The sequence below is a fragment of the Oceanicola granulosus HTCC2516 genome (genome assembly GCF_000153305.1).
Lineage (GTDB): Bacteria > Pseudomonadota > Alphaproteobacteria > Rhodobacterales > Rhodobacteraceae > Oceanicola > Oceanicola granulosus.
On sequence record NZ_CH724109.1, the window covers coordinates 79,037 to 91,543 of the forward strand.

Annotated in this window: 10 protein-coding genes; 4 read left to right on the plus strand and 6 right to left on the minus strand. The window is 73.9% G+C overall.

From position 1 onward, the window contains the following. The 4 genes from OG2516_RS16075 to OG2516_RS16090 all read right to left on the minus strand — a co-directional run. The coding region (locus tag OG2516_RS16075; RefSeq protein WP_007256683.1) for a hypothetical protein at positions 1–2,053 on the minus strand (2,053 nt) is incomplete at its 3' end. Between the two features lie 67 nt (positions 2,054–2,120). Then, positions 2,121–4,910, minus strand: a complete 2,790-nt coding sequence (locus OG2516_RS16080; protein WP_007256684.1) for a DUF4159 domain-containing protein — start codon at positions 4,908–4,910, stop codon at positions 2,121–2,123. Continuing rightward, positions 4,910–5,782 (minus strand): DUF58 domain-containing protein, encoded by an 873-nt coding sequence (locus OG2516_RS16085; protein ID WP_007256685.1) that lies wholly within the window; start codon positions 5,780–5,782, stop codon positions 4,910–4,912. The genes OG2516_RS16080 and OG2516_RS16085 overlap by 1 nt, the downstream gene beginning before the upstream one ends. Next, a complete protein-coding gene (locus OG2516_RS16090; protein ID WP_007256686.1) occupies positions 5,779–6,786 on the minus strand; it encodes an AAA family ATPase in 1,008 nt (335 codons plus the stop codon). The genes OG2516_RS16085 and OG2516_RS16090 overlap by 4 nt, the downstream gene beginning before the upstream one ends. An 84-nt stretch (positions 6,787–6,870) precedes the next feature. On the opposite strand from OG2516_RS16090, the gene OG2516_RS16095 reads away from it, so the two are divergent. Continuing rightward, positions 6,871–7,434 carry a DUF1285 domain-containing protein gene (locus OG2516_RS16095; RefSeq protein ID WP_007256687.1) on the plus strand — a complete coding sequence of 188 codons (564 nt, stop codon included), beginning with the start codon at positions 6,871–6,873 and terminating at the stop codon, positions 7,432–7,434. A gap of 152 nt (positions 7,435–7,586) precedes the next feature. Continuing rightward, on the plus strand, positions 7,587–8,213 hold the full coding sequence (locus tag OG2516_RS16100; protein WP_007256688.1) for a hydroxypyruvate isomerase family protein: 627 nt from the start codon (positions 7,587–7,589) through the stop codon (positions 8,211–8,213). A gap of 2 nt (positions 8,214–8,215) precedes the next feature. On the opposite strand, the gene OG2516_RS16105 is transcribed toward OG2516_RS16100, so the two are convergent. Beyond that, entirely contained in the window at positions 8,216–8,782 is a 567-nt protein-coding gene (locus tag OG2516_RS16105) for a hypothetical protein (RefSeq protein WP_007256689.1), read from the minus strand. A 135-nt stretch (positions 8,783–8,917) separates the two neighbouring features. Here OG2516_RS16105 and OG2516_RS16110 point away from each other — a divergent pair, with 135 nt between their 5' ends. Continuing rightward, on the plus strand, positions 8,918–9,460 hold the full coding sequence (locus OG2516_RS16110; protein WP_007256690.1) for an RNA polymerase sigma factor: 543 nt from the start codon (positions 8,918–8,920) through the stop codon (positions 9,458–9,460). Further along, a complete protein-coding gene (locus OG2516_RS16115; protein WP_007256691.1) occupies positions 9,457–11,466 on the plus strand; it encodes a VWA domain-containing protein in 2,010 nt (669 codons plus the stop codon). Before OG2516_RS16110 ends, OG2516_RS16115 begins: the two co-directional genes overlap by 4 nt. Positions 11,467–11,563: 97 nt before the next feature. Here the strand turns inward: OG2516_RS16115 and OG2516_RS16120 are convergent, their stop codons facing one another. Continuing rightward, positions 11,564–12,427: a branched-chain amino acid aminotransferase gene (locus OG2516_RS16120; RefSeq protein ID WP_007256692.1), complete on the minus strand. Its 864-nt coding sequence runs from the start codon at positions 12,425–12,427 to the stop codon at positions 11,564–11,566. Between the last annotated feature and the right edge of the window lie 80 nt (positions 12,428–12,507).

Here is a 12,507-nt window from a genome sequence, read left to right on the forward strand (position 1 = left end):
GCCCCTCGCGCAGCCACGCCCCGATCACCAGCAACGACGCCAGCAACAGGAACGCCCAGGCCGGCAGCAGCGGCGCCACGCTCACGTCGGCGGTGAGGTAGGCGCCGCGCGGGGTGATGCCGAGCCAGCCGCGCCCCGCGGCAGGGCGGCCGGGGCGCACCTCGCGCAGGTCGAAGCCGCCGTCGGCGATGGCGAGTTGCCCGCCGCGGGTGCGGTCGACCAGCTCGGCGAGCGGCTCGGGCGACGAGATCGTCTGCTCGAACTCGCGCGGCGCCGCCGGGCCGAGGGCGATCACCGTCTCCTCGGTGCCGTCGCTCAGGCGGTAGAGCCCGATCTCCGGCGCCTCCCACAGCGTCTCGAAGCGGCCCGGCGAGGTCTGCTCAAGCGTCAGCACGGTCTCGCTGCCGTCGGGGTGCGTGACCGCCACGTCGTTCGCCGTGTCCTCGAGCGTGCGGCGAATGACGCGCATCGTCAGCCCCGTCGGCTCGACCCAGAGCGCCTCCTCCTCGAGCTCGGGCTCCTTCATCATCCAGTGCGCCAGCCGCCGCAGCAGCTCGAGCTGCGGCCCGCCGCCCTCGTAGCCCCGGTTCCAGAGCCAGATGTGGTCCGACGCCATCAGCGCGACCCGGCCCTCGCCGGCGCGGTCGAGCACCAGGAGCGGCAGCCCGTCGATGCCCTCCATCACCACCTGCGCCCCGGGCAGCGCATCGACCTCGATCTGGCGGAACCAGCGCCCCCAGCCGGGGCCGCCCTCGCCCGGCACCGGCTCGAGGCCCTCGGTGACGGGGTGGCGCTGGCCGAGGTCGGTCAGCTCGGGCAGGAAGCCCTGCTCGTAGACCCGCGCCGTCGGCTCGGCCGGCAACACGGCGGCGAGCGGCGAGCGGTAGAGCGAGTCGGCGCTGGCGAAGTCCGGCCCGGCGGCGACGAGCACCGCGCCGCCGTTCTCGACGTAGGCGCGGATGTTGTCGAGGTAGAGCGTCGGCAGGATGCCGCGCCGCTTGTAGCGGTCGAAGATGATGAGATCGAACTCGTCGATCTTCTCGAGGAACAGCTCGCGCGTCGGGAAGGCGATCAGCGACAGCTCGTCCACCGGCACGCCGTCCTGCTTGTCCGGCGGGCGCAGGATGGTGAAATGGACGAGGTCGACGGAGCTGTCCGACTTCAGCAGGTTGCGCCAGGTGCGCTCGCCCGGATGCGGCTCGCCCGACACCAGCAGCACCCGCAGCCGGTCGCGCACGCCGTTGATCTGCAGCACGGCGGCGTTGTTGCGGTCGGTCAGCTCGCCCTCGGCGGCGGGGGTGGCGAATTGCAGCACGTTCATCCCGCCGTGCGGCAGGGTGACGGGCAGCTCGAGGTCCTCGTTCAGCGGCACCTCGAAGCGCATCGGCGCGCCGCCGTCGATGGCGATGGTCAGCGGCACCAGCGCCGCCCCGGGGGCGGCGCCCTGGTCCTCGACGCGCAGGGTCAGCGTGACCGGCTCGCCGAGGATCGCGAAGGCCGGGGCGTTCTTGACCACCAGCCGGCGGTCCCAGTCGTCCTCGTGCCCGGTGAGCAGCGTGTGGAGCGGCGCGGCGAGCGTCTCGGGAGCGCCGGGCAGGTCGTGCAGCCGCCCGTCGGTGATCAGCACCATCCCCGCGACGCGCCCCTGCGGCTCCTCCGCCAGCGCCTCGGCCAGCGCGCCCATCAGCAGCGTGCCGCCGTCGCCCTCGCTGTCGCCGAGCCGGGTGACGCGGAGCTCGGTGTTCTCCAGCGCCGCCACCTCGTCGCGCAGCCGCGCCAGCGCCGCCTCGGTCTGCTCGGGCCGGTCGGCGATGCGCTGGCTGGCGCTCTCGTCGACGACGGCGACGACGATGTCGCTCAGCGCCTCGCGCGCCTCGCTCTGCAGCGACGGGTTCGCCACCGCCGCCAGCAGCGCCGCCGCCGCGAGGCCGCGCAGCCACCAGCCGGCCAGCCCGCGCCACAGCGCCAGCGCCACGAACAGCACCGCGACGCCGGTCGCCGCCCAGAGCAGCCACATCGGCACCAGCGGATCGAGGATGACGCTCTCCGTCACGCGCGGCTCCCCTTCATCTGGCCAAAAATATGCAAGGTCACGACGTCTCCAGAAGTAGGCGGCCGGATCACTGGCCGAGCCGGTCCAGCAGGGCCGGCACGTGCACCTGGTCGGATTTGTAGTTGCCGGTGAGCACGTGCATCACCAGGTTCACCCCGAAGCGATAGGCCATCTCGCGCTGCCGCTCCCCCGTCATGCCCCGCCCCACCGGGAACAGCCGGTTGCCGGCCTCGTCGGTGGCCCAGGCGGCGGCCCAGTCGTTGCCGCCGATGACCACCGGCGTCACCCCGTCGTTGAGGTCGCGGAACGGCATGCCCTCGACCTGCTCGGCCCCCGGCGGCGCGGCCTCGACCCAGATCTCGCGGCCGGCGTGGCGGCCGGGGAAGTCCTGCAGCAGGTAGAAGGTGCGGGTCAGCACGTGGTCGGCGGGCAGTGGCTCGAGCGGCGGGATGTCGAGCCCGCGCGCCAGCGCCTGCAGCTTGCGTCCCTCAGGCGAGGACGAGCCGAAGCCGGCGAGGTCGGCATCGCGGGTGTCGAACAGGATCATCCCGCCCGAGCGCAGGTAGCGATTGAGCCTGGCGTAGGCGTCGGCGGAGGGGATCGGCTGGTCCTCCGTGACCGGCCAGTAGAGCAGCGGGAAGAAGGCGAGCTCGTCGGTCTCCAGATCGACGCCGAGCGGCGCGGCGGGCTCGATCGAGGTGCGCCGGTAGAGCACGTCCGACAGCCCCCGCAGCCCCGCCTCGGCGGTGTCGTCGACCTGGCGGTTGCCGGTGAGGACGTGCGCCAGCACCACCTCCTGCGTCGCCTCGAGCGCCAGCGCGTCGGCGGCCGGATCGGGCGGCGGCGCGTCCTGCGCGCGGGGCGCGTCGGGCGCGGCGGCGAGCGCGAGGGTCAGCGCGAGGGCGGCGGGCGCGGCGCGCGGTCCGCGCAGGCGGCCGGAGAGGGCGAGCGAGGCGAGGACGTCGGCGAGCAGCAGCGCCAGCGCGGCCGCCAGCACCCAGCCCTTCAGCACCGTCTCGCGCAGCACCTCGAGGCCCACCACCGGCACCCGCGCCGGCCATTCCATCGGCGCGAGCGTCGCCTCGGCGTCGAGCACGTTGACCGCGATGCGCCGGTCGTCGCCGGCATAGAGGCCGGGCGGCATGTCCGGGCCCGGCCCGCCGGCGGCGAGGCGCTCGCCGGTGACGCCGGGCAGGGTGTCGGCCTCCTCGATGCGCCCGAACGCGGTCAGCACCTCTTCCGGGGCCCATGTCGTGCCGGCGAGTTCGGCCTCGGTCAGTTGGGGCGGGCGGGTCGAGACGGCGAGGCGCTCGAGCATGTCGACGAACAGCCCCGACAGCGGCAGCGACGACCACTCGGCATTGGCGGTGACGTGGAACAGCACGACCTGCCCATCGCCGAGCGGCTTGCGCGTCACCAGCGGCGTGCCGTCGGCGAGCTGCGCGATGACGCGCGCGGCGAGCGAAGGGTCGGGCTGGGCCATGACCTGCGCGTTGACGACCACGTCGTCGGGCAGGGGCAGGCCGAAAAACGGGCTGTCCTCGGCGAACGGCGCGAGCGTCTTCGGCTCGCCCCAGCTCATCGCGCCGCCGATGCTGCGCCCGCCCGCGCGCAGGCGGACCGGCAGCAGCGGCGATTCCTCGGTCCGGCTCACGTCCGACGCCGCGAGGCGCGGTCCGGCGAAGCGCAGCAGCATGCCTCCCGCCTCGACCCACTCGCGCACCGCGACGGCCTCGGTGTCGGCGAGGGTGGCGACGTCGGCGAAGACCAGCACGTCGGGGTTGGCGAGCAGCAGGTCGTTGAGGTCGCCCTCGAGCACGTCCGCCGTCGGCTCCAGCGCCTCGCGCAGGTAGTGCAGCGGATCGAGCAGCTCGAGCCCTTCCGGCTCGGCGCCCCCGGCGATCAGCGCCACCTCGCGGCGCTGGAGCGCGTCGTCGGCGAGGGTGACGGCCCCGGCGGAGCGGATGCCGGAGAGCTCGAAGCGGGTGATCCGGTTGCGTAGCTCCGGCGGCAGGTCGAACGCGACCTCGGCGGCGTCCTCGCCGCTGTCCCACGCCACCGTCTCGCGCGCGAGCTGCCGTTCCGCCCCGGCCGGGTCGAGCCCGATCGCGGCGACGTCGGCCTCCGCGGCGCTGCCGGTCACGGCGCGCAGCGCGGTCAGCCGCACCTCGCCTTCCTCGAAGCGCGCCGGGCGCAGGGCGCGCACCGGGCGGGGGCTCTCGAACACCGTCACGGCGCCGCGCGCCTCGAGCGCGCCGAGCAGCGGCTCGCGCCACGGCCGGGCGAGGCCGTCGGAGAGCCAGAGCGTGTCGAACCCGCCCTCCAGCGTCTCCGCCCAGGCGGTGACGGCGTCGGCGTCGGGCGCCCAGGCCTCGGGCTGCAGCGCGGGCAGGCGGGCCGCGGCGGCGTCGGCGGCCTGGAAGGTCGCGCCGCCGTCGGGCGGCAGGTCGGTCAAGGCGACGAGCGCGACGGGGCGGCCGAGCCGGCCGGCCTCGTCGAGCGCGGCCTCGATCCGGTCGGCGCGGCGCTCCCAGTCGCGGGCATCGGCCCAGCTGCCGTCGGTCAGCACCAGCAGCGGCCCGCTGCCGCCGGTCTCCGCCTGCGGATTGAGCACCGGACCGGCGAAGCCGAGGATCACCAGCGCCACCGCGAGGATGCGCAGCAGCAGGAGCCACCAGGGGGTGCGGTCGGTCTGGGTTTCGCTGTCGGTCAGGCCGAGCAGCAGCGCGACGCCGGGAAAGCGGCGGCGGATCGGCGCGGGGGGCACGGCCTTCAGGATCAGCCACAGCAGCGGCAGCACCACCAGGCCGAGGAGCAGCCACGGCGCGGCAAAGCCGATGGGACCGAGCATCCACATCAGCCGCGCCGCTCCAGCGCGCCGTAGAGCCAGAGCAGCGCCGCCGCGGCGCTGTCTCCGGTGTGGTGGGCCGAGAATTGCCAGCCCGTCGTCGCCGCCAGCGCCGCGAGCCAGTCCTTCCGCTCGGCGAGGCGCACGAGGTAGCGGTCGCGCAGCTCTCCGGCCTTCAGCGTCTCGTGGCGCAGGCTGCCGGTCATGCTCTCGAAGATGGTGCGGCCGTCGAAGGGGAACGCCTCCTCCTGCGGGTCGAGCACCTGCAGCAGCGCGCCGCGCACGCCCCGGTCGGCGGCCCTGGTCAGCGCCGCCTCGACGGGCGCGAGGTCGCCGAGGAAATCGGAGACGAACAGCGCGCGGCTGTGGGGCAGCATTCCGCCAGCGTCGGGCGCGCCGTAATCGGCCGGCTCGTCTTCCGACAGCAGCGCCGCGATCCGCGCGAGCTGGCCCTCGCCCGCGCGCGGCGGCAGGCGCAGGCCGGTCATCCCGACGCGCTCGCCGCCGCGGATCAGCAGCACCGCCGCCGCCAGCCCCAGCAGGCGCGCGCGCCGCGCCTTTGTCTCACCGCTCTTGAGCGAGGTGAAGGACATCGAGGCCGCCTGGTCGACCCACAGAATCACGCTCTGCGCGATCTGCCACTCTTTCTCGCGCACGAACGCCCCGTCGGCGCGGCCCGAGCGGCGCCAGTCGATGCTGCGGCTCTCGTCGAAGGGCAGGGCGGGGCGGAACTGCCAGAAGTCGTCGCCCTGGCCCGGCCGCCGCCGGCCGTGCTCGCCGAGCAGCACCGTCGTGGCGAGGTGCTCGGCTTCGGCGAGCAGCGGCGGAAACGGCGCCGCGAGCTCCTCGGCACCCTGCCTGAGAAGCAGCGGATCGCTCACGCGGCGGCCTCGACGCGGGTGATCCGCCCGGCGACCTCGTCGATCAGCCGCGACAGGCTCTCGCCGCGGGCGCGGGCGGCGAAGGTCAGCGCCATGCGGTGGCCGAGCACCGGACCGGCCATCGAGCGGACGTCCTCGGCGTTGGGCGCGAGCCGGCCGTGGGTGAGCGCCTCGGCGCGCACCGTCAGCATCAGCGCCTGCGCCGCGCGCGGCCCCGGCCCCCAGCTCACCGACTGGCGCACCGCGTCGGGCGCGCTGTCGTCGTCGGGGCGGCAGGCGCGCACGAGGTCGAGGATCATCTCCACGACCGCCTCGCCCACCGGCATCCGCCGCAGCAGGCGCTGGGCGGCGAGGAGTTCGTCGGCGCTGAACACGTTGTGCACCTCCGCCTCCTCGACGCCGGTGGTGGCGATGAGGATGTCGCGCTCGGTGGCGCGGGTCGGGTAGGGGACGTCGATCTTGACGAGGAAGCGGTCGAGCTGCGCCTCGGGCAGCGGGTAGGTGCCCTCCTGCTCGATCGGGTTCTGCGTCGCCAGCACGTGGAACGGCCGGCCCAGCGGACGGTGCTCGCCCGCGACCGTCACCTCGCGCTCCTGCATCGCCTGCAGCAGCGCCGACTGGGTGCGCGGGCTGGCGCGGTTGATCTCGTCGGCCATCAGCAGCTGGCAGAAGACCGGCCCCGGCAGGAACCGGAACGAGCGCCGCCCGCCCTCGGCCGTCTCCAGCACCTCGGAGCCGATGATGTCGGCCGGCATCAGGTCGGGGGTGAACTGGATGCGGTTGGCGTCGAGGCCCATGACGGTGCCGAGGGTGTTGACGAGCCGGGTCTTGCCCAGCCCCGGCACCCCGATCAGCAGCGCGTGCCCGCCCGAGATCAGCGCGGCGAGGGTCAGGTCCACGACGCGCTCCTGCCCGAGGAACTGCCGCGAGATGCTGTCGCGCGCGGTCTCGAGCCGGGTGCCGAGCGCTTCGATGTCGGCGACGAGGTCGGCGTCGGCATTCATGGCAAAAGACTCCTGCTGGGCTATAGTCGGCGACATGGAAGCAGATATGCCCGACGACCCCAATGGCAAAAGGCCCGGCGACACATGGACGTGAATGTTTCCGCCGATGATCTGGCGAAATCCGCCCGCGCGGCGGCCGGCAAGGGGCCGCCGCCGGTCGACAAGTGGGACCCGCCCTTCTGCGGCGATCTCGACATGCGCATCGCGCGCGACGGCACGTGGTTCTACCTCGGCACGCCCATCGGGCGGCCCGAGCTGGTGCGCCTGTTCGCCTCGATCATCCGCAAGGACGGCGACGCCTACTTCCTCGTCACCCCGGTCGAGAAGGTCGGCATCACGGTCGACGACGCGCCCTTCGTCGCGGTCGATTTCGAGCAACGCGAGGCGGGGCTGGAGTTCGTCACCAACGTCGGCGACCGCGTGCTCGCCGGCCCTGACCACCCGATCCGGGTGGCGCGCGATCCCGAGACGGGCGAGCCGAGCCCCTACGTGCTGGTGCGGCGCAACCTCGAGGCGCTGATCGACCGCAAGAGCTTCTACCGGCTCGTCGAGATCGGCGAGCGGGCCGAGCACGAGGGGGCGGAGTGGTTCGGGCTGCGCTCCGGCGGGGCGTTCTTCCCGATCATCCCGGCGGACGAGCTGCCGTGAGCGCGGGAGATTGAGCGGCCACATGCGGTTCTGCGCCAACCTGACGATGCTGTTCACCGAGCTGCCGATGATGGAGCGGTTCGCCGCCGCGGCCGAGGCGGGCTTCGAGGCGGTGGAGGTGCTGTTCCCCTACGACCTCAACGCCCGCCGAGATGGCCCGCGAGCTGCGCCGGCACAAGCTGACGCTCGCGCTGATCAACTGCCCGCCGCCGAACTACACCGACCCCGACGCGCCGCGCGGCTTCGCCGCCGTGCCGGGCCACGCCGAGCGCTTCCGCTCCGACTTCCGCCGCAGCCTGCGCTACGCGCGCACGCTGGGCGCGGAGCGGGTGCACGTGATGGCGGGGGTGGCCGAGGGTCCGGAGGCGGGCGCGGTGTTCGCCGATAACCTCGCCTGGGCCTGCGCCGAGGCGCCGGAGCAGCTGCTGACGATCGAGCCGCTGAACGGCCACGACGTGCCCGGCTACTTCCTCGACGACTACGACCTCGCGCTGTCGGTGCTCGACGACGTCGCCGCGCCCAACCTGTCGCTGCAGTTCGACACCTACCACGCCGCGCGCCTGACCGGAAACGTCGTGGCGCTCTGGGAGGCCGTGGGGCCGCGGGTCGGGCATGTGCAGGTGGGCGATCATCCCGGCCGCCACGAGCCAGGCAGCGGCGAGATCGACTTCGGCACGTTCTTCGCGCAGCTGCGGCGCGATGGCTACGCGGGCTGGGTGAGCGGCGAGTACGTCCCCGCCGGGCGCACGGCGGCCGGGCTCGGCTGGCGGCGCGGCTGAGGTCAGGCGCCGAGCAGGCCGAGCGCGCGGGGGGCGCAGTCGGAGTTGGCGGCCAGCGGCTCGGCGGGACGGGCCAGGCGGCTGCGCAGGACGGTGTCGAACAGGCTGCCGTAGCTGTCCGCCAGACGCTTGTCCTCGAAGAGCGCGAGCAGGCCGGAGCGGACGTGGCGCGGCTCGAGCGGCGGCACGCTGCAGGGCAGGGTGGCGCGCACCAGGTCGGCGTCGCCGAGCAGCCGGTCCAGCCGCTCCGTCTCCAGCGCCGCCGCGTTGGCGCCGGCGAGCCGGTCGAGCTCGAGGTCGTAGGCCCGGGCCAGGGCGCGGAAGCCGCGCCGCTTCCGCTCGTCCGAGGCGCCTCCCGCGAAGAGCACCGCGACCCGCACCTGCTGGCGCACCGTGCGCAGCGAGATGCCGCCGGTCAGCGTGTCGTAGAGGCGGGTCAGCAGCAGCACGAGGACGAAGATCATCGCCGTCAGCATCGCCGCCGCCTCGAGCACGCCCGGCGCGACGGGACTGACCGCGAGCGCCCAGATGCTGCAGACGACGGTGATGGCGATGGGCGTGCGGCTCATGAGCGGCTCCGGATTAACATTTGACACAACGTGCTCCGACTTTCCGGCACAATCAGGGCGGGGCTGCGGCGGCGTCGTGGTTCCTGACCCGGCGGCAGCCAAGGATTGACCGCGCCGCCGCGTCCCATAGACGTGATGCGCATGAGCACGAGCGACGAAAGCCTGGCCCTCGCGGCCGCCGGCGGCGACAGGGCCGCCTTCGCGCTACTGCTCGAGCGGCAGTACGACCGGCTGTTCGCCCTGTGCTTCCGCCTCACCGGCAGCCGCGCCGAGGCGGAGGACCTGACGCAGGACATCTGCCTCGCGCTCCCGGCCAAGCTGGCGAGCTACCGGCGGAGCGCGAAGCTGACGACGTGGCTCTACCGCGTCGCCGTCAACGCCGCCCACGACCGCCGCCGCCGCCGCGCGACCTACGTGAAGGCGACCGAGGGCTGGGGCGACTGGGAGACCGGGCGGCAGGCGGCGCTCGCGGGCGCGGCGGAGGCGCGCGACTGGCTGGGCACGGCGATGGCCGCGCTGCCCGACAGCCTGCGCGACACGCTGGCGCTGGTGCTCGACGACATCACCCACGCCGAGGCCGCCGAGATCCTCGGCATCTCCGAAGGCACCGTCAGCTGGCGGGTCTCGGAGGCGAAGAAGGCCCTGCGGGCGCTGAAACAGAAGGAGGAGGCCGGATGACCCTCCCCGACGAGCTCGACGAGCTGAAGGCGGCGATGGACGCCGCGACGCCGCGCCCCGACCCGGACAGGCGGGCCGAGACGCTGCGGCTGGCGAGCGAATATTACGACCGGCTCCAAGAATCGCCCGATGCGGCGCGTCCCACTCCTGCAACCGCCCGCAACGGGCTGCTGACAGGAGTACGCGCCATGCTTGCCACCCTTTCCACCCGCGGCGGCCTCGCCGCCACCACCGCCCTCGTCGCCTGCGGCCTGCTGATCCTCACCCCGCAGGGGCAGGAGCTGCTGCGCCCGGCGTTGCCGGGGAGCGTGACCGACGTGACCGAGGTCGACGGCGAGGGGCCGACCGGCGCGGTCGCCGAGATCGTCGCCGCGCCCGAGGAGGAGGAGGCCGTCGCCGCGACCGTCGCGCAGGATGCGCCCGAGGCCGAGCTGGAGCCCCGTCTCCAGCGCCGCGCCGGGCCCGCGACGGCCGAGGAGGCGCCGCCGATGGTCGAGATGGCGCCGATGGCCGACGCTGCCGACACGTTCATGGCGGAGCCGAGCGCCCTGCCGCCGCCCATGCCGTCGCTGGCCGCGCCGGGAGACGACCTGGCCCTCGCGCCACCGGCCGGGACCGAGGCCTTCCCCGACGTCGAGCCGTCTTCGCTGAAGATCGCCGCCGAGGAGCCGGTCTCGACCTTCTCCATCGACGTCGACACCGCCTCCTGGGCCGTCGTGCGCTCCTCGCTCACCCGCGGCCAGCTGCCGCCGCGCGACGCGGTGCGGATCGAGGAGATGGTGAACTACTTCCCCTACGACTACCCCGCGCCCGCGGCCGGCGAAGCGCCGTTCCGCGCCACGCTCGGCGTGATGGACAGCCCCTGGGCGGAGGGCCGCCAGCTCGTCCATATCGGCCTGCAGGGCGCGCTGCCGCCCGTCGAGGCGCGCCCGCCGCTCAACCTCGTGTTCCTCGTCGACACGTCGGGCTCGATGGATGCGCCGGACAAGCTGGGCCTGCTGAAACAGTCGTTCCGCCTGATGCTGTCGGAGCTGCGCCCCCAGGACGAAATCGCCATCGTCGCCTATGCCGGCTCGGCCGGCGAGGTGCTGGCACCGACGCCCGCGGGCGAGCGCGCGACGATCCTCGCGGCGCTCGAGCGGCTCGCGGCGGGCGGCTCGACCAACGGCGCGGGCGGGCTGGAGCAGGCCTACGCGACCGCCGAGGCGATGACGGAGGACGGCGAGGTCTCTCGGATCCTGCTGGCGACGGACGGCGACTTCAACGTCGGTCTGTCGGACCCGTCGGCGCTCGAGGACTTCATCGCCGACAAGCGCGACAGCGGCACCTACCTGTCGGTGCTCGGCTTCGGGCGCGGCAACCTCGACGATGCGACGATGCAGGCGCTCGCGCAGAACGGCAACGGGACGGCGGCCTACATCGACACGCTGCACGAGGCGCAGAAGGTGCTGGTCGACCAGCTCACCGGAGCGCTGTTCCCGATCGCCGACGACGTGAAGGTGCAGGTCGAGTTCAATCCCGCCGCCGTCGCCGAGTACCGGCTGATCGGCTACGAGACCCGCGCCCTGCGGCGCGAGGACTTCAACAACGACGCGGTCGACGCGGGCGAGCTGGGGGCGGGGCACCAGGTGACGGCGCTCTACGAGATCACGCCGACCGGCTCCGGCGCACGCCTGACCGACCCGCTGCGCTACGGCGAGGCGGAGGCGGCGGCCGGCCCGGCGGACGAGCTCGCCTTCCTGCGGCTGCGCTACAAGGCGCCGGGCGAGGAGACGTCGGAGCTGGTCGAACAGTCGATCCGCGCCGACGCGGCCGCCATCGACGAGGCCCGCTTTGCCGCCGCCGTCGCGGGCTTCGGCGAGCTGCTGCGCGGCTCGGACTACCTCGGCGACTGGCGCTACGGCGACGCCATCGCGCTCGCCTCCGAGCATCGCGGGAGCGATCCGTACGGCTACCGCGCCGAGGCGGTGAGGCTGATGCGGCTGGCGGAGACGCTGGCGCGGTGAGGCGGCGGGCAGGGGGGCCGTCTGCCCCCCTCTTGGCCCCAATGGGGCCAATTCACCCCCCGAGGATACTTCGGGAACAGAGGCTCGGGGGGTGGTCTCAGCGAGCGCTGGCGGCCCAGTCCCAGTAGAGGTCGCGGGCGCGGCGGGTGACGGGGCCGACCTGGTAGCGGGTGTCGTCGAAGGCGGTGACGGGGGTGACCTTGGACATGTTGCCCGACAGGAAGATCTCGTCGGCCGCGCGGGCGTCGTCGAAGCCGAGGACGGTCTCGTGGACCGTCACGCCGTCGGCGCGCAGGTTGGAGATGTGGCGGGCGCGGGTGATGCCGGCGAGGAAGGTGCCGTTGGGGATCGGCGTGAAGACCTCGCCGTCCTTGACGAGGAAGACGTTGGCCGTGGCGCTCTCGGCGAGGTTGCCCATCGCGTCGGCGACGAGGGCGTTGCCGAAGCCGCGCGAGCGGGCCTCGGCGAGCATCCGGGCGTTGTTGGGGTAGAGGCAGGCGGCCTTGGCGTTGACCACGGCGTCCTCCATCACCGGGCGCCGGAAGCGGGTGGTGGTGACCTCGACGCTGAAGCCCTCGGGCGGCATCGGGATCTCCTCGAGGCAGACCGCGAAGCCGGGCTTGCCCTCGCCGGGCACGATCGCGGCCATGCCGCAATCGATCCCCCAGTACATCGGCCGGATGTAGACCGCCGCGTCGGGGCCGTAGTGGGTCAGGCCCTCGCGGACGATGGCGACGATCTCCTCCGTGGTCATGTGGGGCTGGAGCATCAGCGCCTCGGCGGAGCGGTTGACCCGGGCGCAGTGCGGCTCGAGGTCGGGCACCAGCCCGCCGACCGCGCGGGCGCCGTCGAACACGCCCGAGCCGAGCCAGGCGCCGTGGTCGGCGGCGCGGATCACCGCGACGTCGCCGTCGTGCCAGCGGCCCTCGTACCATGTGCGGATGTTGGTTCCGGTCGCCATGCGCGCTCCCCCTCTGCCCGTGGCGCGCACGCTAGGCGAGGCGGCGGCGGAGGTCCAGCGAGGCGGCGTGGCGCTGCCGC